General features: G+C 65.2%; 20 protein-coding genes and 1 tRNA gene. 17 read left to right on the forward strand and 4 right to left on the reverse strand.

Translation table 11 applies throughout. The features are described 5' to 3' along the window. Window positions 1-11 precede the first annotated feature (11 nt). Complete coding sequence (locus AC3WQZ_RS07175) at window positions 12-1,700, reverse strand: electron transfer flavoprotein-ubiquinone oxidoreductase (protein ID WP_058696860.1); 1,689 nt, start codon at window positions 1,698-1,700, stop codon at window positions 12-14. Window positions 1,701-2,010: 310 nt separating this feature from the next. Here AC3WQZ_RS07175 and AC3WQZ_RS07180 point away from each other — a divergent pair, with 310 nt between their 5' ends. The 5 genes from AC3WQZ_RS07180 (at window position 2,011) to AC3WQZ_RS07200 (ending at window position 6,502) form a co-directional block, all read left to right on the forward strand. Further along, window positions 2,011-2,796 carry an SDR family oxidoreductase gene (locus AC3WQZ_RS07180; protein WP_010813116.1) on the forward strand — a complete coding sequence of 262 codons (786 nt, stop codon included), beginning with the start codon at window positions 2,011-2,013 and terminating at the stop codon, window positions 2,794-2,796. A 270-nt stretch (window positions 2,797-3,066) separates the two neighbouring features. Continuing rightward, window positions 3,067-3,669 (forward strand): TRAP transporter small permease, encoded by a 603-nt coding sequence (locus AC3WQZ_RS07185; RefSeq protein WP_010813115.1) that lies wholly within the window; start codon window positions 3,067-3,069, stop codon window positions 3,667-3,669. Next, window positions 3,666-4,970 carry a TRAP transporter large permease gene (locus AC3WQZ_RS07190; RefSeq protein WP_010813114.1) on the forward strand — a complete coding sequence of 435 codons (1,305 nt, stop codon included), beginning with the start codon at window positions 3,666-3,668 and terminating at the stop codon, window positions 4,968-4,970. Before AC3WQZ_RS07185 ends, AC3WQZ_RS07190 begins: the two co-directional genes overlap by 4 nt. A 49-nt stretch (window positions 4,971-5,019) precedes the next feature. Next, window positions 5,020-6,048 (forward strand): DctP family TRAP transporter solute-binding subunit, encoded by a 1,029-nt coding sequence (locus AC3WQZ_RS07195; RefSeq protein WP_492300256.1) that lies wholly within the window; start codon window positions 5,020-5,022, stop codon window positions 6,046-6,048. A gap of 52 nt (window positions 6,049-6,100) precedes the next feature. After that, window positions 6,101-6,502, forward strand: a complete 402-nt coding sequence (locus tag AC3WQZ_RS07200) for an acyl-CoA thioesterase (protein ID WP_010813112.1) — start codon at window positions 6,101-6,103, stop codon at window positions 6,500-6,502. Window positions 6,503-6,517: 15 nt separating this feature from the next. Here AC3WQZ_RS07200 and AC3WQZ_RS07205 read toward each other — a convergent pair whose 3' ends face one another. Next, window positions 6,518-7,063: a PAS and helix-turn-helix domain-containing protein gene (locus AC3WQZ_RS07205; protein ID WP_010813111.1), complete on the reverse strand. Its 546-nt coding sequence runs from the start codon at window positions 7,061-7,063 to the stop codon at window positions 6,518-6,520. A 182-nt stretch (window positions 7,064-7,245) separates the two neighbouring features. Between AC3WQZ_RS07205 and AC3WQZ_RS07210 the strand changes: the two genes are divergently transcribed. Both AC3WQZ_RS07210 and AC3WQZ_RS07215 read left to right on the forward strand, forming a co-directional pair. Beyond that, window positions 7,246-7,947 (forward strand): CoA transferase subunit A, encoded by a 702-nt coding sequence (locus AC3WQZ_RS07210; protein ID WP_010813110.1) that lies wholly within the window; start codon window positions 7,246-7,248, stop codon window positions 7,945-7,947. Between the two features lie 11 nt (window positions 7,948-7,958). Further along, complete coding sequence (locus AC3WQZ_RS07215; protein ID WP_010813109.1) at window positions 7,959-8,597, forward strand: CoA transferase subunit B; 639 nt, start codon at window positions 7,959-7,961, stop codon at window positions 8,595-8,597. A 213-nt stretch (window positions 8,598-8,810) separates the two neighbouring features. Here AC3WQZ_RS07215 and AC3WQZ_RS07220 read toward each other — a convergent pair whose 3' ends face one another. After that, window positions 8,811-9,293 (reverse strand): DUF411 domain-containing protein, encoded by a 483-nt coding sequence (locus tag AC3WQZ_RS07220; RefSeq protein ID WP_492300258.1) that lies wholly within the window; start codon window positions 9,291-9,293, stop codon window positions 8,811-8,813. A gap of 10 nt (window positions 9,294-9,303) precedes the next feature. Beyond that, the gene (locus tag AC3WQZ_RS07225; protein WP_010813107.1) at window positions 9,304-10,080 is read right to left on the reverse strand and encodes a 3-hydroxybutyrate dehydrogenase; all 777 of its coding nucleotides are present in this window, start codon (window positions 10,078-10,080) and stop codon (window positions 9,304-9,306) included. A 205-nt stretch (window positions 10,081-10,285) separates the two neighbouring features. Between AC3WQZ_RS07225 and phaZc the strand changes: the two genes are divergently transcribed. The 10 genes from phaZc (at window position 10,286) to pheT (ending at window position 21,279) form a co-directional block, all read left to right on the forward strand. After that, complete coding sequence (gene phaZc / locus AC3WQZ_RS07230; RefSeq protein ID WP_010813106.1) at window positions 10,286-11,167, forward strand: 3-hydroxybutyrate-oligomer hydrolase PhaZc; 882 nt, start codon at window positions 10,286-10,288, stop codon at window positions 11,165-11,167. Between the two features lie 44 nt (window positions 11,168-11,211). Beyond that, the gene (locus tag AC3WQZ_RS07235; RefSeq protein WP_010813105.1) at window positions 11,212-11,574 is read left to right on the forward strand and encodes a RidA family protein; all 363 of its coding nucleotides are present in this window, start codon (window positions 11,212-11,214) and stop codon (window positions 11,572-11,574) included. 15 nt (window positions 11,575-11,589) lie between these two features. Further along, window positions 11,590-13,818, forward strand: a complete 2,229-nt coding sequence (locus AC3WQZ_RS07240) for a RelA/SpoT family protein (RefSeq protein ID WP_010813104.1) — start codon at window positions 11,590-11,592, stop codon at window positions 13,816-13,818. 21 nt (window positions 13,819-13,839) lie between these two features. Further along, window positions 13,840-13,916: transfer RNA gene (locus AC3WQZ_RS07245), tRNA-Val, on the forward strand. A 360-nt stretch (window positions 13,917-14,276) separates the two neighbouring features. Beyond that, a complete protein-coding gene (thrS, locus tag AC3WQZ_RS07250; protein ID WP_492300260.1) occupies window positions 14,277-16,184 on the forward strand; it encodes a threonine--tRNA ligase in 1,908 nt (635 codons plus the stop codon). 48 nt (window positions 16,185-16,232) lie between these two features. Beyond that, window positions 16,233-16,754: a translation initiation factor IF-3 gene (infC, locus tag AC3WQZ_RS07255; protein ID WP_078195944.1), complete on the forward strand. Its 522-nt coding sequence runs from the start codon at window positions 16,233-16,235 to the stop codon at window positions 16,752-16,754. 167 nt (window positions 16,755-16,921) lie between these two features. After that, the gene (rpmI, locus tag AC3WQZ_RS07260) at window positions 16,922-17,119 is read left to right on the forward strand and encodes a 50S ribosomal protein L35 (protein ID WP_006575466.1); all 198 of its coding nucleotides are present in this window, start codon (window positions 16,922-16,924) and stop codon (window positions 17,117-17,119) included. 28 nt (window positions 17,120-17,147) lie between these two features. After that, a complete protein-coding gene (gene rplT, locus AC3WQZ_RS07265) occupies window positions 17,148-17,504 on the forward strand; it encodes a 50S ribosomal protein L20 (protein ID WP_008650487.1) in 357 nt (118 codons plus the stop codon). Between the two features lie 238 nt (window positions 17,505-17,742). Beyond that, window positions 17,743-18,774: a phenylalanine--tRNA ligase subunit alpha gene (gene pheS / locus AC3WQZ_RS07270; protein ID WP_010813101.1), complete on the forward strand. Its 1,032-nt coding sequence runs from the start codon at window positions 17,743-17,745 to the stop codon at window positions 18,772-18,774. A gap of 57 nt (window positions 18,775-18,831) precedes the next feature. After that, window positions 18,832-21,279 (forward strand): phenylalanine--tRNA ligase subunit beta, encoded by a 2,448-nt coding sequence (gene pheT, locus AC3WQZ_RS07275; protein ID WP_492298236.1) that lies wholly within the window; start codon window positions 18,832-18,834, stop codon window positions 21,277-21,279. Window positions 21,280-21,334: the final 55 nt, after the last annotated feature.

Raw genomic sequence — 21,334 nt, forward strand, 5'->3', positions numbered from 1 at the left:
GCGCGGCAGGCTTACATCCCGACGTAGTTCGGACCGCCGCCGCCTTCCGGCGTCACCCAGACGATGTTCTGGGTCGGATCCTTGATGTCGCAGGTCTTGCAGTGAACGCAGTTCTGCGCATTGATCTGCAGACGTTCCTTGCCCGACGTCTCGTCCTGCACGAACTCATACACACCTGCCGGGCAGTAGCGCGACTCGGGGCCGGCGTACCTGTCCCAGTTGATGTTGACCGGAACGCTGGCGTCCTTGAGCGTCAGGTGCGCCGGCTGGTTCTCTTCGTGGTTGGTGTTGCTGATGAACACCGAGCTCAGGCGGTCGAAGGTCAGCTTGCCGTCCGGCTTCGGATACTCGATCTTCTGGCACTCGGCCGCGGGCTTCAGGTACACATGGTCCGGCTTCACGCGGTGGATGGTCCATGGCGGGTTGCGGATGCCCAGCTTGGGCAGCAGCCATTGCTCGATGCCGGTCATCAGCGTGGCGGTGGTGCGGCCCTTCTTGAACCACTGCTTGAAGTTCTTGGCCTGCAGCAGTTCCTTGTGCAGCCAGCTCTGCTCGAACGCGGTCGGGTAGGCGGCCAGCTCATCGTGCTGGCGGCCGGCCTGCAGCGCGTCATAGATGGCCTCGGCGGCCAGCATGCCGGTCTTGATGGCGGCGTGGCTGCCCTTGATGCGCGAGGCGTTCAGGTAGCCGGCGTCGCAGCCGACCAGCGCGCCGCCCGGGAACACGGTCTTGGGCAGCGACAGCAGGCCACCGGCGGTGATGGCGCGGGCACCGTAGGAGAGGCGCTTGCCGCCCTCGAAGTACTGGCGGATTTCCGGATGCGTCTTGAAGCGCTGGAATTCCTCGAACGGAGACAGCCACGGGTTGGTGTAGTCCAGGCCGACCACAAAGCCGACCGCGACCTTGTTGTCTTCCATGTGGTACAGGAACGAGCCACCGTAGGTGGCGGGGTCGAGCGGCCAGCCGGCGGTGTGCACCACCAGGCCGGGCTTGTGCTTGGCCGGGTCGATCTCCCACAGCTCCTTCAGGCCGATGCCGTAGCTCTGCGGATCCTTGCCGGCATCGAGCTTGAATTTCTCGATCAGTTGCTTGCCCAGGTGGCCGCGCGCGCCTTCGGCGAAGATGGTGTACTTGGCATGCAGTTCCATGCCCAGCTGGAAGTTGTCGGTGGGTTCGCCTTCCTTGTTGATGCCCATATTCCCGGTGGCCACGCCCTTGACCGAGCCGTCTTCGTTGTAGAGCACTTCGGCGGCGGGGAAGCCCGGGAAGATCTCAATGCCCAGCGCCTCGGCCTGCTGGCCCAGCCAGCGCACGAAGTTCGACAGGCTGATGATGTAGTTGCCTTCGTTGTGGAAGCACTCTGGCAGCAGGGCCGGAGGCGTGCCCTTGGAGCCGGACTCGTTCAGGAACAGGAACTTGTCTTCGGTGACGGCCTGGTTCAGCGGCGCGCCCAGTTCCTTCCAGTTCGGGATCAGTTCATTGAGGGCGCGCGGGTCCATGATGGCGCCCGACAGGATGTGGGCGCCGGGCTCGGAGCCCTTTTCCAGCACGCACACGTTGACGTCGGCGCCTTTCTCCTGCGCGAGTTGCTTCAGGCGGATGGCGGTGGCCAGGCCGGCGGGGCCGCCGCCGACGATGACCACATCGTATTCCATGGCTTCGCGCGGGCCGAACTGCTCCAGGAGCTGTTGCTGATCCATTGTCTCTAACCCTCTATTTCTTTGCTGCTTGCTTGCAATTGTGGGAAATGCGGTGATCGTTTTGCCGAGAACCGGGCCAGCGCGCGGACGGGAACCGCGGGTGGGTGAGTTGGCAGCGATTTGGGGTCCAAAGACTCCCGGATCGCGCGTTTTCCCTCTTTCCCTTTGCTGGTCAAGTTCTTAGAATCTCCGGCATTGTCCGGGACTCGCCACCCACAGGCAAGGATTTTTTTGGAACGGTCGTTCTTTTTTTGATATGCTGCCTTCTGCTCCCGAATAGGCCGGAGGAGCTCCCGCACAAGAGGTAATCATGGGTTTGTCGATCAATCTGGAAGGCAAGGTCGCGCTGGTCACCGGCGCTTCAAGCGGGCTGGGCTCGCGTTTCGCCACGGTGCTGGCCGCCGCCGGCGCCAAGGTGGTGCTGGCCTCGCGCCGCACCGAGCGGCTCAAGGAACTGCGCGCTGCGATCGAGGCCGAGGGCGGCAGCGCCCATGTGGTGCGGCTGGACGTCACCGACCCGGACAGCATCCGCGCCGCGGTGGCGCATGCGGAGACTGAGGCCGGCTCCATCGACATCCTGGTCAACAACTCCGGCGTGTCGACCACGCAGAAGCTGACCGATGTGACCGCCGACGACTTCGATTTCGTGTTCGACACCAATACCCGCGGTGCCTTCTTCGTCGCCCAGGAAGTGGCCAAGCGCATGATCGCGCGCGCCAAGGGCGCCGAGCGCAACGGCAGCCCGCTGCCGCAGGCGCGGATCGTCAATGTCGCGTCGGTGGCGGGGCTGAAGGTGCTGTCGCAGATCGGCGTGTATTGCATGAGCAAGGCGGCCGTGGTGCACATGACCAAGGCCATGGCGCTGGAATGGGCGCGCCATGGCATCAATACCAACGCGATCTGCCCGGGCTATATCGATACCGAGATCAACCACCACCACTGGGATTCGGACGCCGGCCAGAAGCTGATCCAGATGCTGCCGCGCAAGCGCCTGGGCAAGCCGGAGGATCTCGACGGCCTGTTGCTGCTGCTCGCATCCGACCAGTCGCAGTTCATCAACGGCGCTGTCATCACCGCCGACGACGGCATGGTCTGACCGCCTGATCGCTGACCCGGGGGGGCGCAAGGCCCCCTGCATCCCGGCTGCGCGCCAAAAGCGCCGCGGGATGCCCGGACTGCACGCCCAGGGCTTATCCGGTCCCCTTGGGTGCGCCGTCGTCAGCACACATCAATCATCAGAAAATTCGTGCGTGGCGGGCCAGTCTTGGCATAATCCGCCATGTCTGCAGATTAAGTCTTTACATACAAGTAAAAAAACGCCGCGGTGGCCGCATGGCCCGAGCGGCCCGGACCGGAGGCCGGGGAGATGGAGCAACAAGAAGAGGCACGGCGCAACGCCGTGCCGCAACACGTCGTCGATTCCGCGGTGATCCCGCAGGCCGCCGACGAAGCGCAGGACGCTGATTTCCGGGTATCGCCCCGCATCGAGGACTGGATTGGCGTGATCGTGATGGTGCTGCTGGTCGGCATCACTTTCGCCAACGTGGTGGTCCGCTATTTCACCGACGAGTCATTTGCCTGGACCGAGGAGTTCTCGGTCTTCCTGATGATCGTGCTGGCGCTGGTCGCCGGCAGCGCCGCGGTGGCACGCGATCGCAATATCCGCATCGAATTCTTCTTCGAGCGCGGCAGCGCGGCCCGCCAGCGCCGCCTGGCGATCCTGTCGGCGCTGGCGGTGGCGGTGATGTTCATCGCGCTGGCGGTGCTGGGCGCACGCATTACCTGGGATGAGTACACCTTCGGCGAGACCTCGCCGGGCATCGGCGTGCCGAGCTGGTGGTACTCGATCTGGCTGCCGGTGCTGTCTGCCGGCATCGCGCTGCGCGCGCTGGGGCTGGTGCTGCGCAACGTGCGCGCGCTCAAGGCGCTGCATGAAGGCAAGGCCACCACGACGGAGAAGGCGCAATGACGTTCGTCGCCATCACCCTGTTCGTGGTCTTTATCGGCCTGATGCTGCTGGGCGTGCCCATCGGCGTGTCGCTGGGCCTGGGCGGCCTGGTTGCCATCGGCCTGTCCAATCTCGACACCCAGATGTTCGGCCTGCTGGCCGTGCCGCAGAACTTCTATGCGGGGCTGGCCAAGTATCCGCTGCTGGCGATCCCGATGTTCGTGCTGGTGGGGTCGATCTTCGACCGCTCCGGCGTGGCGCAGCGGCTGGTGACCTTTGCCATCGCCATCGTTGGTCGCGGCCCGGGCATGCTGCCGCTGGTGGCGATCCTGGTGGCGATGTTCCTCGGCGGCATCTCCGGCTCCGGCCCGGCCAACGCGGCCGCGGTGGGCGGCGTGATGATCGCGGCGATGTCGCGCGCCGGTTATCCGGGCTCGTACAGCGCCGCGGTGGTCGGCGCGGCAGCCGCGACCGACATCCTGATCCCGCCGTCGGTGGCCCTCATCATCTACAGCGTGCTGGTGCCCGGCGCATCGGTGCCGGCCTTGTTCGCCGCGGGCATGATCCCCGGCATCCTGGCCGGCGTGGCGCTGATCGTTCCGGCCGTGTGGCTGGCGCGCAAGCACAACATGGGCGCGATCGAAGCCGCGCTGCCGCGCCCGCCGTTCTGGAAGAGCCTGCGCGAGGCCGCATGGGGCCTGGTGGCGCCGTTCCTGATCCTGGGCGGCATGCGCGCCGGCTGGTTCACGCCGACCGAAGCCGCCGTGGTGGCAGTGGTCTACGGCCTGTTCGTCGGCATGGTGGTGTACCGCAGCATCGGCATGCGCGACCTGTTCACCATCTTCCAGGAGGCGGCCGAGACCTCGGCAGTGATCCTGCTGGTGGTGGCACTGGCCGGCATCTTCGCCTATGCGCTGTCGACGCTGGGGGTGATCGACCCGCTGGCGCACGCCATCGCCAATTCCGGGCTGGGCGAGTACGGCGTGCTGGCGCTGATCGTGCTGCTGCTGATGACGGTCGGCATGTTCCTGGACGGCATCTCGATCTTCCTGATCTTCGTGCCGCTGCTGCTGCCCATTGTCAATGCCTTCCACTGGAACCCGGTGTGGTTCGGCGTGGTGCTGACGCTGAAGGTGGCGCTGGGCCAGTTCACGCCGCCGCTGGCCGTGAACCTGATGGTGTCGTGCCGGATTGCCCGGGTGCGCATGGAAGAGACCGTGCCCTGGGTGATCTGGATGTTGCTGGCGATGTTTATCGCCATGCTGATGGTGCTGGCCTATCCGCCGCTGGCGACCTGGCTGCCTGAGTACCTCGGCTACTGATGTTCCGCATTCACAAACAAGAATTGACGCTTTCCCGAGAGGAGATGAAATGAAACGTCGTGCCCTGATGCTCGCAACGGCTGCCGCCATTGCCGCTTCCGCCTTCGCCCCCGCCGGCGCAATGGCCCAGACCTACAAGTCCGAGTACAAGATGTCGCTGGTGCTCGGCCCGGCCTTCCCGTGGGGCAAGGGCGGCGAGATCTGGGCCGACCTGGTCAAGCAGCGCACCAACGGCCGCATCAATATCAAGCTGTACCCGGGCACCTCGCTGGTGGCCGGCGACCAGACCCGCGAGTTCTCGGCGATCCGCCAGGGCGTGATCGACATGGCGGTGGGCTCGACCATCAACTGGTCGCCGCAGGTCAGGGAACTGAACCTGTTCTCGCTGCCGTTCCTGATGCCCGACTACAAGGCGCTGGACGCGCTCACGCAGGGCGAAGTCGGCAAGTCGATCTTCGCCACGCTGGAAAAAGCCGGCGTGGTGCCGCTGGCCTGGGGCGAGAATGGCTTCCGCGAGGTGTCCAACTCCAAGCGCGAAATCCGCAAGCCGGAAGACCTCAAGGGCATGAAGCTGCGCGTGGTCGGTTCGCCGCTGTACATCGAGACCTTCAACGCGCTGGGCGCCAACCCGACCCAGATGAGCTGGGCCGATGCGCAGCCGGCGATGGCCTCGGGCGCGGTCGACGGGCAGGAGAACCCGCAGTCGGTGTTCGCCGCCGCCAAGCTGTACACGGTGGGCCAGAAGTTCGTCACCGCCTGGGGCTACGTGGCTGACCCGCTGATCTTCGTGGTCAACAAGCAGATCTGGGAAAGCTGGACCCCGGCCGACCGCGAGATCGTGAAGCAGGCCGCCGTCGACGCCGGCAAGCAGGAAATCGCGCTGGCCCGCAAGGGCCTGGCCGAGCCGGGCGCGCCGGCCTGGAAGGACATGGAGGCGCACGGCGTCAAGGTCACGCACCTGACGCCGGCCGAGCATGACGCCTTCCGCAAGGCCACCGCCAAGGTCTACGACAAGTGGAAGAAGCAGATCGGCACCGACCTGGTGACCAAGGCCGAAGGCGCGATCGCCAAGCGCTAAGCCAAGCAGAGGGCCCGCCAGACCCGGCGGGCCTGTTCTTTTGGAGGCTGTGATGAAGCACGTCTATACGGTGGTCATGCCGATCCGCTGGGGCGACATGGATGCCATGGGCCATGTCAACAACACCGTCTACTTCCAGTACCTGGAGCAGGCGCGCATCGAGTGGTTCGCGTCGCTGGGCCGCGGCGGCAAGGATGCACGCGGGCAGGGGCCGGTCATCATCAATGCGCACATGACTTTCCTGAAGCAGCTGCGCTACCCGGGCGACATCGAGTGCCGCGTCTACGCCGGCCAGCTCGGCCGCACCAGCTTCGAGACCCGCATGGAAATCCGCCGCACCGACCAGCCCGACGTGGTCTGGGCCGAGGGCGGGGCCAAGGTGGTGTGGTGCGATTACACGCAGGAGAAGTCGGTGCCGGTGCCGGCAGAGATCCGCGCGATCATCGAGGGCTGATGCCTGCCACGGGGCTCAGTGGTTGACCAGCCGCTGCACCAGGTCCACCGACGTGCTGGCCCCGTACTTCTTCATCAGCCGCGCCCGGTAGATGTCCACCGTGCGCGGGCTGATCGCCAGCAGCTTGCCGATCTGCTTGCTGGTCTTTCCCTCCACCAGCTGCGCCGCGATCTCGCGTTCGCGCGCGGTCAGCTCCGCAGTGACCTGGCGCTTCTGCGACAGATCCTCGAAGGTCCAGATCCCCGCGCCCAGCGGTTGCGTGCGGTCCAGTGCGCGCCCGGTGACATGGCACCAGAACAGCTCGCCGCCGGCGCGCTTCATGATGCGTTCGTCCGAGTACATGCCGCGCTTGCCCATGATCGGCGCGATGCGCGCGCCGGTGCGCTCGAATTCGTCGGCGGTGGGGTAGAGCACCTGGAAGGACTGGCCCAGCAGCGCTTCGCGCGTGGTGCCGAAAATGCGGCAGACCTCCTCGTTGCAGTCCTCGATCACGCGTTCGCGTGACAGCACCAGACCCACGGGGGCGAGCTGGAAGGCGGTCTGGTAGTCGATTGCGGGCATCTGCTTATGTATTTTTACGTAATGGCGTAGCCGGCTGCGCTTGCGTATGCTGTCGGTCGGACGAGTTGCGGCGACTGTCGCCCGCCTGTTGCCGATTGTACCGTTACAATTTCCCTGCGTCGCCCGCCGCACAACCCGGTGGCGGGAAGAGCGACAGGGAACTACCGAGGAAGGAGCGAAGCATGAACAAGGTCTACGCCAGCGCCGCAGAAGCGCTTGCAGGCGTCGTCCGCGACGGCCAGACGATCGCCGTGGGCGGTTTCGGCCTGTGCGGCATCCCCGAGGCGCTGATTGCCGCGCTGCGCGACAGCGGCGCCAAGCAGCTGACCTGCATCTCCAACAACGCCGGCGTCGATGGCTTCGGCCTGGGCCTGCTGCTGGCCACGCGCCAGATCAGGAAGATGATCTCGTCCTACGTGGGCGAGAACAAGGAGTTCGAGCGCCAGTACCTGGCGGGCGAACTTGAGCTGGAATTCACCCCGCAAGGCACGCTGGCCGAGAAGCTGCGCGCCGGCGGCTCGGGCATCCCGGCCTTCTTCACCAAGACCGGTGTCGGCACCATCGTCGCCGAAGGCAAGGAAATCCGCGAATTCGACGGCCAGCAGTACGTGATGGAGCGTTCGCTGACCGCCGACGTGGCGCTGGTCAAGGCATACAAGGCTGACAAGGCCGGCAACCTGGTGTTCCGCCGCACCGCGCGCAACTTCAACCCGATGTGCGCCATGGCGGGCAAGGTCACCATCGCCGAGGTCGAGCATATCGTCGAGACCGGCGAGCTGGACCCGGATGAAATCCACCTGGCCGGCATCTTCGTGAAGCGCCTGGTGCTGAACACCACCCCCGAGAAACGCATCGAGCAGCGCACCGTGCGCGCGGCCAGCTAAGGAGACGCATCATGGCATGGACACGTGACGAAATGGCCGCGCGCGCCGCGACCGAGCTGCAGGACGGTTTCTACGTCAACCTGGGCATCGGCCTGCCGACGCTGGTGGCCAACTGGGTGCCCGAAGGCATGGAAGTGTGGCTGCAGTCCGAGAACGGACTGCTGGGCATCGGCCCGTTCCCGACCGAGGACGAAGTCGACGCCGACATGATCAACGCCGGCAAGCAAACCGTGACGACGCTGCCGGGCTCGTCGATCTTCTCGTCGGCCGACTCGTTCGCGATGATCCGCGGCGGCCACATCAACCTGGCGATCCTGGGTGCGATGCAGGTCAGCGAAAAGGGCGACCTGGCCAACTGGATGATCCCGGGCAAGATGGTCAAGGGCATGGGCGGCGCGATGGACCTGGTCGCCGGCGTCGGCCGAGTGGTGGTGCTGATGGAACACACCGCCAAGAAGAAGGATGGCACCGAGGACATCAAGATCCTGAAGGACTGCAACCTGCCGCTGACCGGCGTGGGCGTGGTCAACCGCATCATTACCGACCTGGGCGTGATCGACGTGACCGACGAAGGCCTGAAGCTGGTGGAAACGGCTCCGGGTGTCAGCCGCGAGGAAATCCAGGCCAAGACTGGCGCTCCGCTGCTGTAAGCGGGCTGAGCTCCGAAGCCTGGCAGGGCCCCTGAGGTGCGATGCGCCGCAGGGGCTTTTTTGTCGGGTCGCTTCGCTTTGGAATTGCCCGGCCGGGCTACGCCAGCCGGCTGCATTCCCTAGCTATTCCGGCGAATAGCCCGGCAATATCGCTGCGCACTAAGCTGGCTGCTCTCCGGCAAGGCGCAGACCCTGCCGCCCGGCAGCCGCAGGTCAGCCTGCCTGCTTGTTGTAGCTGGCGAACACCGAAGCGGCGCCGTCCGCTTTTACGATCAGCACGTCGAACGGGTCCTTGCGCGGGCCCTGTTCCATGCCGGGCGAGCCGACCGGCATGCCCGGCACGGCCAGGCCGACGGCCTTGGGCTTTGCTGCCAGCAGCTTGCGGATATCCGCCGCCGGCACATGGCCCTCGATGGCGTAGCCGCCGATATACCCGGTGTGGCAGGAGCCAAAGCGTTCCGGCATGCCGAAGCGCTTGCGGTACACGCCGGTGTCCTCGACATCATGCGCCGTCACGGTGAAGCCGTTGCTGCGCAGGTGCTTGACCCAATCCTCGCAGCAGCCGCACAGCGGGCTCTTGTAGACGTCGATGGCAAGCGGCTTGGCGGCTTGCGCCAGCGCGCCGGCCACCGGTGCCAGCGCCCCGGCCGAGACCGCGCCCAGCGCCAGCGCGCGCAGGAAACTGCGTCGTTGCATCGTTTGCTCCTTACTGCGCCACCCAGCCGCCGTCCATGTTCCAGATCGCGCCGCGGACCTGGCGGGCCGCTTCGGACGACAGGAACACGGCCAGCGCGCCCAGCTCATCGGGCGTGACGAACTGTCCCGAGGGTTGTTTCTCCAGCACCAGCTCGCGCTTGGCCTGTTCCACCGGAATGCCTTCCTTCTGCGCGCGGGCTTCGACCTGCTTCTGCACCAGTGGCGTCAGCACCCAGCCCGGGCAGATCGCGTTGGCGGTGACGCCGGTCTGCGCGGTTTCCAGCGCGGTCACCTTGGTGAAGCCGACGATGCCGTGCTTGGCCGCCACGTAGGCGGACTTCTGCGCCGAGGCCACCAGCCCGTGGGTGGAGGCGACATTGATGATGCGGCCCCAGTCCTTCTGCTTCATGCCGGGCAGCGCCAGGCGCGTGGTGTGGAAGGCCGAGGTCAGGTTGATGGCGATGATCGCGTCCCAGCGCTCGGGCGGGAAATCCTCGATCGCGGCCACGTGCTGGATGCCGGCGTTGTTGACCAGGATGTCGGCGCCGCCGAAGTCGGACTGCGCGTAGCGCATCATGTCTTCGATCTCGGCCGCCTTGCTCATGTCGGCGCCGTGGTAGCCGACCCGGATCCCCTGGCCGGCCTGCGCGATTTCTGCCTTTGCGGCGTCCGCGTCACCAAAGCCGTTGACGATGATGTTGGCGCCCTGGGCCGCCAGCGCTTTCGCGATGCCGAGCCCGATGCCGCTGGTCGAGCCAGTCACCAGTGCGGTCTTGCCGTTGAGCATGTAAGCCTCCGTCGAGAGAAAGGAATGCCACAGAAAGGTTGCCACAGGGTTGGCGGAGCGCGCCGTGGCGGTGCGCGGCCGCGCACGCGGGACGCTGACACTGTGCTGTGGCATTGTACCCGCTGCGGCGTACAATCCAGCTTTGCTCAACCTCCGGCAGCGCCGTCTTTTTGCGGTCCGCGGTCCGGTTCGTCAGGGAGTCCAGATGTCTGCCAGTCCGCGTCTCGGTTTTGTCCAGTGCATCAGTCCGGCGGGCCTGCACCGCATGGCCTACCACGAGTGGGGCGACCCCGCCAATCCGCGCGTGCTGGTGTGCGCGCATGGGCTGACGCGCACCGGCCGCGACTTCGACACCGTCGCCAGCGCGCTGTGCGGCGACTACCGCGTGGTCTGCCCCGATGTGGTCGGGCGCGGCCGCTCGGAATGGCTGGCCGATGCCAACGGCTACGTGGTGCCGCAGTATGTGTCCGACATGGTCACGCTGATTGCGCGGCTCAATGTGGAGAAGGTGGACTGGTTCGGCACCTCGATGGGCGGGCTGATCGGCATGGGCCTGGCCGGGCTGCCGAAGTCGCCGGTGCGCAAGCTGTTGCTCAACGACGTGGGCCCGAAGCTGGCGCCGTCGGCGGTGGAACGGATCGGCGCCTACCTGGGACTGCCGGTGCGCTTCAAGACCTTCGAGGAAGGCCTGGCCTACCTGCAGACGATCAGCGCATCGTTCGGGCGCCATGCGCCGGAGCAGTGGCGCGAGCTCAACGCCGCCATCCTGAAACCGGTGCAGGGCACGGACGGCCTGGAATGGGGCTTGCATTACGATCCGCAGCTGGCGGTGCCGTTCCGCAAATCCACGCCCGAGGCCATTGCTGCCGGCGAGGCCGCGCTCTGGCGCAGCTTCGAGGCCATCGAAGGCCCGGTGCTGGTGGTGCGCGGCGCGCAGTCGGACCTGCTGCTGCGCGAGACCGTGGCCGAAATGGTGGCGCGCGGCAAGCATGTGAGTTCGGTGGAAGTGCCCGACGTGGGCCATGCCCCGACCTTTGTCGATCCGGCGCAGATTGCGATCGCCCGGCAGTTCTTTACCGGGGCCTGATGGCATCGCATGCCGGCCTTGTTTTTATCAGTCAACGCATTGTCATGAGTAACCTTGAACTGAAGCGCGCCCATGTGGGCAAGCGGTTGTCCGAATACGCGGTCTATAACGGCGTGGTGTATCTCGCCGGTCAGGTGCCCGAGGTCGATCCCAAGGCCGATATCCGCGGCCAGACGCGCGAGGTCCTCGGCCATATCGACCGGCTGCTGGCCGAGGCCGGCAGCGACAAGACCCGCATCCTGTCGTGCCAGATCTTCCTGACCAATGTCGACCAGATCGGCGAGATGAACGAGGTCTGGGACGCCTGGGTGCCGCAAGGCAACACGCCCCCGCGCGCCACCGTCGAAGCCCGTCTGGCCAATCCCGATTACCTGATCGAAGTGGTGGTGACCGCTGCGCTCAACTGATGCAGGCGTTGTGACATGGTGACGTCCACCGACCTGACCGGTCGGGTCGCGGGCATTCCGGATGCCGAACTGGTCGAACGCGCACTGGCCTACGTGCGCGAGCATGGTGCCGAGGTAGCGCTGCCCACCGGCGAGACCGTGCTGTCGCACGCGCAGGGCATGCTGCGCATTCTCGACGGCCTGCGCGTCGACGACGCCGCGCGTGCCGCCGCCTGCCTGTTCGGGCTGGTGGCCTTCGTGCCCGGTACCGAGGCCGAGATCGCACCGCGCTTTGGAGACGAGGTGGCACGGCTGGTCGACGGTGTGCGGCAGCTGCTGCGCATCGGTGCCATCGCCGGCAGCCGCCCCGAGGCCGAGCCGGCCGCGCCGTCCAAGAACGAAGCGCAGGCGCGCCACGAACAGGTCGAGGCGCTGCGCAAGATGCTGCTGGCGTTTGCGCAGGACATCCGCGTGGTGCTGGTGCGCCTGGCCTCGCGGCTGCAGACCCTGCGCTGGCTGGCCGAGACCAAGCAGGCGCCGCAGCCGGGGGTGGCGCGCGAAACGCTGGACATCTACGCGCCGCTGGCCAATCGCCTTGGTATCTGGCAGATGAAGTGGGAACTGGAGGACCTGGCGTTCCGCTTCGAGCAGCCCGATACCTACAAGCGCATCGCCAAACTGCTGGACGAGAAGCGCATCGAGCGCGAAGGCTATATCGGCGGCGCCATCGAACGGCTGCAGTCCGAGCTGGCGACCGCCGGCATCCGTGCCGAGGTCAGCGGGCGGCCCAAGCATATCTACAGCATCTGGAAGAAGATGCGCGGCAAGGAGCTGGATTTTGCCGACCTGTACGATGTGCGCGCCTTCCGCGTGATCGTCGACGATATCAAGGACTGCTACACGGTGCTGGGTATCGTCCACCATATCTGGCAGCCGATCCCGCGCGAGTTCGACGACTATATCTCGCGGCCCAAGGCCAATGGCTACAAATCGCTGCATACGGTGGTGATCGGCGATGACGGGCGCGCCTTCGAGGTGCAGATCCGCACCCACGAGATGCACCACTTCGCCGAATACGGCGTGGCCGCGCACTGGCGCTACAAGGAAGCGGGCAGCCGCGGCTATGCCGGGCAGTTTTCCGCCAGCGAGCGCTATGACGAGAAGATTGCCTGGCTGCGCCAGCTGCTGGCGTGGAAGGACGATGCCGACCACAGCGTGGCGCACGACGAATCGTGGGAGCAGATCAAGCACGCCGCGATCGACGACCACATCTACGTGCTGACGCCGCAGGCGCGCGTGGTGGCGCTGCCGCAGGGCGCCACCGCGGTGGACTTTGCCTACTACCTGCACAGCGATCTCGGCCACCGCTGCCGCGGCGCGCGCGTGGACGGCACCATGGTGCCGCTGAACACGCCGCTGAAGAACGGCCAGACCGTGGAGATCATCGCGGTCAAGCAGGGCGGACCGTCGCGCGACTGGCTCAACGCGGACCTGGGCTACCTGGCCAGCAGCCGCGCGCGGGCCAAGGTGCGGGCCTGGTTCAATGCGCTCGATTCGCAGGAGACCATCGCCCAGGGCCGCGTGCTGATCGACAAGACCCTGCAGCGCGAAGGCAAGACCGCGGTCAAGCTGGAAGACCTGGCCACGCGGCTGGGCTTCAAGACGCCGGAGGACCTGTTTGCGGCAGTGGCCAAGGATGAGTTCAGTCTGCGCCACGTGGAGCACGCGCTGCGACACCCGGAGGGCGAGATCCAGGCGCCGCTGAGCGAGGAAGACGCTGTCACCAAGAAAAGCCGCGCTACCAGCGTGGCGCGCGGCGCCAAGAGCGGCGTGCTGGTGGTGGGGGTGGATTCGCTGATGACGCAGATGTCGCGCTGCTGCAAGCCGGCGCCGCCGGACGACATCGTCGGCTTTGTCACGCGCGGGCGCGGGGTGTCGATCCATCGGCGCAGCTGCCACACCTTCCAGCAACTGGCCGGGCGCGCGCCGGAGCGGGTGATCCAGACCGAGTGGGGCCAGAAGAGCCACGCCGCGGTCTATCCGGTCGATATCCATGTCGAGGCGATCGATCGCCAGGGGCTGCTGCGCGATATCTCCGAAGTGCTGTCGCGCGAGAAGATCAATGTCACCGGCGTCAAGACGCTCTCCAGCAAGGGCGTTGCGCGCATGCAGTTCACTGCCGAAGTGTCCGAGGCTACGCAGCTGCAGCGCGCGCTGCAGTTGATCGAAGACGTCCAGGGGGTGTTGCAGGCGAAAAGAAAGTGATGCTATACTTGCGGCTTCGCTAGGCTCGTAGCTCAGCTGGTTAGAGCACCACCTTGACATGGTGGGGGTCGTTGGTTCGAGTCCAATCGAGCCTACCAACGAATTGCAGTAAAGCAGTAAAAGAAGTGTGGCAAGTCCGATTCAACCCCATACGGAACGGAAGCGCATGATGGTTATGACACCGCGAACTACTACCGCTGGCAAGCGACAGTAGTCGAGGTGCGCCTTCGACCCGGTTGGATCGGGTTTGACAAAGAGAAACGCGGCCTTGGCCGCGTTTTTTTTCGTCTGTCGCCTGTCAGCGTCCTGATAAGCTGCCGCGTTTCCGGTGCGGCAGGGCAGGGCAGCAAAGAATAAATCGCCGGTCCCGCAGGCATGCAGGGCCGGTGCCACAAGATGCAGTTTGATCCGCTCAGGCGAAGCGCAAGACGCCGCCGGCGGAATCCTGGAGAGTCGAAATGATCGCAATCACGCTGCCGGATGGGTCCCGCCGCGAGTTTCCCGGCCCGGTGACGGTTGCCGAAGTCGCGCAGAGCATTGGCGCCGGCCTGGCCAAGGCCGCGCTGGCCGGCAAGGTGGACGGCCAGCTGGTCGACACGAGCTACAAGATCGACCGCGATGCGGGGCTGGCCATCGTCACGGACAAGGACGCCGATGGCGTCGATGTGATCCGCCACTCGACGGCGCACTTGCTGGCCTATGCCGTCAAGGAGCTCTATCCGGAAGCGCAGGTGACGATCGGCCCGGTGATCGAAAACGGCTTCTACTACGACTTTGCCTACAAGCGTCCCTTCACGCCCGAAGACCTGGCCGCCATCGAGAAGAAGATGACGGAACTCGCCCGCAAGGACGAGAAGGTCGTGCGCGAAGTATGGAACCGCGACGAAGCGGTGGCGCTGTTCGAGTCGATGGGCGAGAAGTACAAGGCCGAGATCATCGCCTCGATCCCCGCCGACCAGGAAATCGGCCTGTACCGCGAAGGCAGCTTCGTCGACCTGTGCCGTGGCCCGCACGTGCCGTCCACGGGCAAGCTGAAGGTCTTCAAGCTGATGAAGGTGGCCGGCGCCTACTGGCGCGGCGACGCCAACAATGAGATGCTCCAGCGCATCTACGGCACGGCCTGGGCCAGGAAGGAAGACCAGGAAGCCTACCTGCACATGCTGGAAGAGGCCGAGAAGCGCGACCACCGCAAGCTGGGCAAGACGCTCGACCTGTTCCACCTGCAGGAAGAGGCGCCCGGCATGGTGTTCTGGCACCCGAAGGGCTGGCAGGTGTGGCAGGCCGTCGAGCAGTACATGCGCGGCCGCCTGACGGACGCCGGCTACGATGAGGTTCGTACGCCGCAGGTGATGGATCGTTCGCTTTGGGAAATGTCCGGCCACTGGCAGAACTACAAGGAGAACATGTTCGTCACGGAGTCGGAGAAGCGCGACTACGCGATCAAGCCGATGAACTGCCCGGGCCATGTGCAGATCTTCAACCACGGCCTGCGTTCGTACCGCGATCTGCCGCTGCGCCTGGCCGAGTTCGGCGCCTGCCACCGCAACGAGCCGTCGGGCGCGCTGCACGGGCTGATGCGCGTGCGCGGCTTTGTGCAGGATGATGCGCACATCTTCTGCACGGAAGAGCAGATCGTGGCGGAGGCCAAGGCCTTCAACGAACTGGCGTTCTCGGTCTACGACGACTTCGGCTTCAAGGATGTGAAGGTCAAGCTGTCGCTGCGCCCGGACCAGCGTGCCGGCTCCGACGAGATCTGGGACCACGCCGAAGAGGGCCTGCGCCTGGCGCTGCGCGCCTGCGGCGTGGATTGGGAGGAGCTGCCGGGTGAGGGCGCCTTCTACGGCCCCAAGGTCGAGTACCACATCAAAGACGCGATCGGCCGCTCGTGGCAGTGCGGCACGCTGCAGCTTGACCTGGTGCTGCCGGAGCGCCTGGATGCCGAATACGTCTCCGAGGACAACTCGCGCAAGCGCCCGGTGATGCTTCACCGGGCCATCCTGGGTTCGTTCGAGCGTTTCCTGGGCATCCTGCTGGAAAACCACGCCGGTGCGCTGCCGGCCTGGCTGGCCCCGGAGCAGGTGGTGGTCATGAATATTGCGGATTCGCAGGCGGAATACGCCGAAAGCGTCGTGCAATTGCTGCAAAAACAAGGGTTTAGGGCCAAGGCTGATTTGCGTAATGAGAAAATTACGTATAAAATCCGCGAGCATTCGCTTCAAAAGGTTCCCTACCTGCTGGTAGTGGGCGACAAGGAGCGGGATGCCAGTCAAGTGGCCGTGCGTGCCCGTGGCAACGTGGATCTGGGTGTGATGCCCGTCTCCGCGTTTGTTGAGCGTCTGCAAAACGACGTCGCCAGCAAAGCCTGATGGGTGGTGAGCACGGCTTGTTTTTTTGTCTTCTTGAGGTAACGCAACATCGCTACGGACAAAGGTCATCGCATCAACCGGGAAATCAGCGCGCCTGAGCTGCGCCTGGTAGGGGTTGATAACGAACAGCTCGGCATCGTCAAGTTCATGGACGCGCTCCGGCTGGCTGAAGATAAGGACTTGGACCTGGTCGAGATCGCGCCGAACGCGGTTCCGCCCGTCGCCCGGATCATGGATTACGGGAAGTTCAAGTACGAGGAAGCCAAGCGCGCCCACGAGGCGAAGCTGAAGCAGAAAATCATCCAGGTCAAGGAAGTCAAGTTCCGGCCGGGTACGGATGATGGCGACTACAACGTCAAGCTGCGCAACCTGAAGCGCTTCCTGGAAGACGGCGACAAGACCAAGATCACGCTGCGGTTCCGTGGTCGCGAGATGGCGCACCAGGAAATCGGCGCGCGCATGCTCGAACGCCTGAAGGCGGACCTGGAAGAAATCGGCCAGGTCGAGCAGATGCCGAAGATGGAAGGGCGCCAGATGGTGATGGTGCTCGCCCCCAAGAAGAAGAAGTAATTCCTGCGCGGTGCAGCGGCCGGGATGCCAGGCATCCCGGCGTTGCTTCGGGCGGAAGTCGCGCGCGGTCCGCAAGGGCCGCTGTGCAACAACAAGTGGATGCGGGTCTTGCAAGCGTCGGCGTGAGCCGTCCACCTGCATGCATGTCATATGAGCTGGAGTTTTTCATGCCGAAGATGAAGACGAAGAAAAGCGCCTCCAAGCGCTTTACTGCACGTCCGAACGGTTCGTTCAAGCGTGGCCAGGCCTTCAAGCGTCACATCCTGACCAAGAAGACCACCAAGAACAAGCGTCAACTGCGCGGTACTCAGGACGTCCATGAGACGAACCTGAAGTCGGTGCGCGCGATGATGCCTTACGCATAACCCCTGACGAAAACGAAAGGAGAATTACATGCCTCGAGTAAAGCGTGGGGTCACTGCACGGGCCCGTCACAAGAAAGTCATCGACGCTGCCAAGGGTTACCGCGGCCGTCGCAATAATGTCTACCGCATCGCCAAGCAGGCGGTCATGCGTGCTGGCCAGTACGCATACCGCGATCGCCGCAACAAGAAGCGCGTGTTCCGCGCTCTGTGGATTGCGCGTATCAATGCCGCGACGCGTGAGCATGGCATGACCTACAGCGTGTTCATGAACGGTCTGAAGAAGGCCTCGATTGAACTGGACCGCAAGGTGCTGTCGGACATGGCTATTCACGACAAGCCTGCCTTTGCCGCCATCGTCAACCAGGTGAAAGCCACCGTTGCCTGATGCCGGCTGCGGGAGCGCGTAAGCGCTGCCGGGCAAGCACCGACCGCAAGGTCGACCGCCGACCGCAAGGTCCGCTGAAACGGGGCTCCTCACCGAGCCCCGTTTTTATTTCGAATGCCGTTTCAGTTGCCGCTATCCGGTTGCCGAGACCGCATTCGAAACGAACACCGCACGTAGTGCCAACCCACGTCGGACCGGTGCGTACCGGCCCGACGCCAAAAATCCCACGACCGCCGCCATGTCTCAGGATCTGGATCAAATTGTCGCCGATGCCCAGGCCGCCTTCGCTGCTGCCAACGACAACGCCACGCTGGAAAACGAAAAGGCCCGCTTCCTGGGCAAGACCGGCGCGCTGACCGAACTGCTCAAGGGCCTCGGCAAGCTCGACCCGGAAACCCGCAAGACGGAAGGCGCCCGCATCAACCAGATCAAGCAGCAGGTTGAAGCCGCACTGCAGGCACGCCGCCAGGCGCTGGCCGATGCGCTGATGAACGCGCGCCTGGCCGCCGAGGCCATCGACGTCACGCTGCCTGGCCGTGCGGTCAGCCGCGGCAGCCTGCACCCGGTGATGCGCACGTGGGAGCGCGTCGAGCAGATCTTCGGCTCGATCGGTTTCGATGTGGCCGACGGCCCCGAGATCGAGACCGACTGGATGAACTTCACCGCGCTGAACAATCCGGACAACCATCCGGCGCGTTCGATGCAGGACACGTTCTACGTGGATGGCCGCGACAGCGAAGACAAGCTGTTGCTGCTGCGCACGCATACCAGTCCGATGCAGGTCCGCTACGCCAAGATGCATGTCGAGAAGTACGCCGGCAAGGCGATGCCGCCGATCAAGGTGATCTGCCCGGGCCGTACATACCGTGTCGACAGCGACGCCACGCACTCGCCGATGTTCAACCAGGTTGAAGGCCTGTGGATCGGCGAGGACGTCAGCTTTGCCGACCTGAAGGGCGTGTACACAGACTTCCTGCGCAAGTTCTTCGAGCGCGATGACATCCAGGTGCGCTTCCGCCCGTCGTACTTCCCGTTCACCGAGCCGTCGGCGGAGATCGACATGGCCTTCGGCAATGGCAAGTGGCTGGAGATCTCCGGTTCGGGCCAGGTGCATCCGAACGTGCTGCGCAACATGGGCCTCGATCCCGAGCGCTATATCGGTTTCGCGTTCGGCTCCGGCCTGGAGCGCCTGACCATGCTGCGCTATGGCATCAACGACCTGCGCCTGTTCTTCGAGGGCGACGTGCGCTTCCTGCGCCAGTTCGCCTGACGCGCCGCCGTCCCCTCGTCAACGACCACACAGAATACTTACCGGATCAGAAGCGCCATGCAATTCTCGGAATCCTGGCTTCGCACCTTCGCCAACCCTGAAAAGATCTCCACCGACGCGCTGTCGCACACGCTGACCATGGCCGGCCTGGAAGTGGAAGAAGTGGGCTCGGTCGCGCCGCCGTTCGACAAGGTGGTGGTCGCGCGCGTGCTGTCGACCGAGCGCCATCCCAATGCCGACCGCCTCAACGTGTGCCAGGTCGATGCCGGCACCGGCGAGACCCTGCAGATCGTCTGCGGCGCGCCCAACGTCAAGCCCGGCATTCTGGTGCCGTGCGCACTGGTCGGCGCCGTGCTGCCGCCGTCCGAGGATGGCGGCAAGCCGTTCGAGATCAAGATCGGCAAGCTGCGCGGCGTGGACAGCTACGGCATGCTGTGCTCGGCGCGCGAACTCAAGCTGTCGGAGGACCACGGTGGCCTGATGGTGCTGCCGGAAGACGCGCCGGTCGGCCAGGATATCCGCCAGTACCTCGACCTGGACGACCAGGTCTTTGTCATCAAGCTGACGCCGAACAAGGCCGACTGCCTGTCGATCCACGGCGTGGCGCGCGAAGTGTCGGCGCTGACCGGTGCCGCGCTGAACCTGCCGGAGATGAAGCCGGTGCCGGTGACGATCCAGGACAAGCTGCCGGTCAAGGTATCGGCGCCGGACCTGTGCGGCCGCTTCTCCGGTCGCGTGATCCGCGGCGTGAATGCGCGCGCGGCCACGCCGGCATGGATGGTGCAGCGCCTGGAGCGCTCGGGCCAGCGCAGTGTTTCCGCGCTGGTCGATATCTCGAACTACGTGATGCTGGAACTGGGCCGTCCGTCGCACGTGTTCGATCTGAGCAAGATCCACGGCGGCCTCGACGTGCGCTGGGGCCGCAAGGGCGAGCAGATCAAGCTGCTCAACGGCAATACCATCGAGGTCGACGAGCAGGTCGGCGTGATCGCCGATGACAAGGAGATCGAAAGCCTGGCCGGTATCATGGGCGGCGACAGCACCGCCGTGACGCTGGACACCACGGACATCTATCTCGAGGCCGCATTCTGGTGGCCCGCCGCGATCCAGGGCCGTGGCCGCCGCTACAACTTCTCGACCGATGCTGGACACCGCTTCGAGCGCGGCGTGGACTACGCCACCACGGTCGAGCATATCGAGCGCATCACCGCGCTGATCCTCGAGATCTGCGGCGGCCAGGCCGGCCCGGTGGACGACCACGTGGTCAACCTGCCGCAGCGCAAGCCGGTCAGCCTGCGCGTGGCGCGCGCCGAGCGCGTGCTGGGCATCGAGCTGTCGTCTGCAGCCATCGCCGATGTATTCCAGCGCCTGCAGCTGCCGTTCACACGCACCCAGGGCGCCGAGGGCGAGGTGTTTGAAGTCACGCCGCCGAGCTACCGCTTCGATATCGAGATCGAGGAAGACCTGATCGAGGAAGTGGCCCGCATCTATGGTTTCGAGCGCATTCCGGCACGTCCGCCGATCGCCGAGAGCGAGATGCGCCCGACCAACGAGGCCCGCCGCTCCAGCCACGTGGTGCGCCACGCCGTGGCCGCGCGCGATTACCAGGAAGTCATCAACTTCGCCTTCGTCGAAGAGAAGTGGGAGCGCGACTTCGCCGCCAACGACAACCCGATCCGCCTGCTGAACCCGATCGCCAGCCAGCTGGCGGTGATGCGCTCGACGCTGATCGGCGGCCTGGTCGACAAGGTGCGCTACAACCTGAACCGCAAGGCTGCGCGCGTGCGCCTGTTCGAGGTGGGCCGCGTGTTCCATCGCGACGCCAGCGTGAAGGATGGCGGCCTGACGGTGGCCGGCTACGATCAGCCGATGATGGCCGCGGGCATTGCCTATGGCCCGGCGTTCGAAGAGCAGTGGGGCATCCCCGCGCGCAACGTCGACTTCTTCGACATTAAGGGCGATGTCGAGGCACTGTTCCATCCGCGCGTGCCGCGCTTCGAGCCGGTGTCGCACCCGGCGCTGCACCCGGGCCGCGCCGCGCGCGTGCTGCTCGACGGCAAGGCCGTGGGCGTGGTCGGCGAGTTGCATCCGCGCTGGCTGCAGGAATACGAGCTGACGCATGCCCCGGTAGTGTTCGAACTGGCGCTTGACGCGCTGCGCGACACCGGCCTGCCGTTGTACACCGAGATCTCCAAGTTCCCGGCCGCCGTGCGCGACCTGGCCGTGGTCGTGAAGCAATCGGTGCGCGTGCAGGACCTGCTCGACGCCATGCGCGCGGCACTGGAAAAGCAGGGCTACGGCCGCTACTGCCAGAGCCTGGTGGTGTTCGACGAGTTCCGTCCCAAGGGCGCTTCCGCTGCCATTGGCGCGGACGAGAAAAGCCTTGCGTTCCGGGTGACCTTGCAAGATACTGGGTCGACCCTCCAGGACGAAACCGTCGACAGCGCAGTGCGCTGCATGGTCGACGCGCTGACAGAGGCCTTCCAGGCCCGGCTGCGCGGCTAAGCCATCGCCAGTACGCAACAAGTACGCGACGGACACACGATAAACAAGGGCGCCC

Source organism: Cupriavidus sp. FW305-26 (assembly GCF_058787975.1).

Coding starts and splice junctions, on each gene's coding strand:
- AC3WQZ_RS07185 (WP_010813115.1), top strand. CDS start 3,067: ATGGAGCAACAAGAAGAGGCACGGCGCAACGCCGTGCCGCAACACGTC.
- rplT (WP_008650487.1), top strand. CDS start 17,148: ATGCCTCGAGTAAAGCGTGGGGTCACTGCACGGGCCCGTCACAAGAAA.
- AC3WQZ_RS07240 (WP_010813104.1), top strand. CDS start 11,590: ATGGTGACGTCCACCGACCTGACCGGTCGGGTCGCGGGCATTCCGGAT.
- pheT (WP_492298236.1), top strand. CDS start 18,832: ATGCAATTCTCGGAATCCTGGCTTCGCACCTTCGCCAACCCTGAAAAG.
- AC3WQZ_RS07235 (WP_010813105.1), top strand. CDS start 11,212: ATGAGTAACCTTGAACTGAAGCGCGCCCATGTGGGCAAGCGGTTGTCC.
- AC3WQZ_RS07215 (WP_010813109.1), top strand. CDS start 7,959: ATGGCATGGACACGTGACGAAATGGCCGCGCGCGCCGCGACCGAGCTG.
- AC3WQZ_RS07180 (WP_010813116.1), top strand. CDS start 2,011: ATGGGTTTGTCGATCAATCTGGAAGGCAAGGTCGCGCTGGTCACCGGC.
- AC3WQZ_RS07190 (WP_010813114.1), top strand. CDS start 3,666: ATGACGTTCGTCGCCATCACCCTGTTCGTGGTCTTTATCGGCCTGATG.
- rpmI (WP_006575466.1), top strand. CDS start 16,922: ATGCCGAAGATGAAGACGAAGAAAAGCGCCTCCAAGCGCTTTACTGCA.
- AC3WQZ_RS07195 (WP_492300256.1), top strand. CDS start 5,020: ATGAAACGTCGTGCCCTGATGCTCGCAACGGCTGCCGCCATTGCCGCT.
- pheS (WP_010813101.1), top strand. CDS start 17,743: ATGTCTCAGGATCTGGATCAAATTGTCGCCGATGCCCAGGCCGCCTTC.
- AC3WQZ_RS07225 (WP_010813107.1), bottom strand. CDS start 10,080: ATGCTCAACGGCAAGACCGCACTGGTGACTGGCTCGACCAGCGGCATC.
- AC3WQZ_RS07175 (WP_058696860.1), bottom strand. CDS start 1,700: ATGGATCAGCAACAGCTCCTGGAGCAGTTCGGCCCGCGCGAAGCCATG.
- AC3WQZ_RS07210 (WP_010813110.1), top strand. CDS start 7,246: ATGAACAAGGTCTACGCCAGCGCCGCAGAAGCGCTTGCAGGCGTCGTC.
- AC3WQZ_RS07200 (WP_010813112.1), top strand. CDS start 6,101: ATGAAGCACGTCTATACGGTGGTCATGCCGATCCGCTGGGGCGACATG.
- thrS (WP_492300260.1), top strand. CDS start 14,277: ATGATCGCAATCACGCTGCCGGATGGGTCCCGCCGCGAGTTTCCCGGC.
- AC3WQZ_RS07220 (WP_492300258.1), bottom strand. CDS start 9,293: ATGCAACGACGCAGTTTCCTGCGCGCGCTGGCGCTGGGCGCGGTCTCG.
- AC3WQZ_RS07205 (WP_010813111.1), bottom strand. CDS start 7,063: ATGCCCGCAATCGACTACCAGACCGCCTTCCAGCTCGCCCCCGTGGGT.
- phaZc (WP_010813106.1), top strand. CDS start 10,286: ATGTCTGCCAGTCCGCGTCTCGGTTTTGTCCAGTGCATCAGTCCGGCG.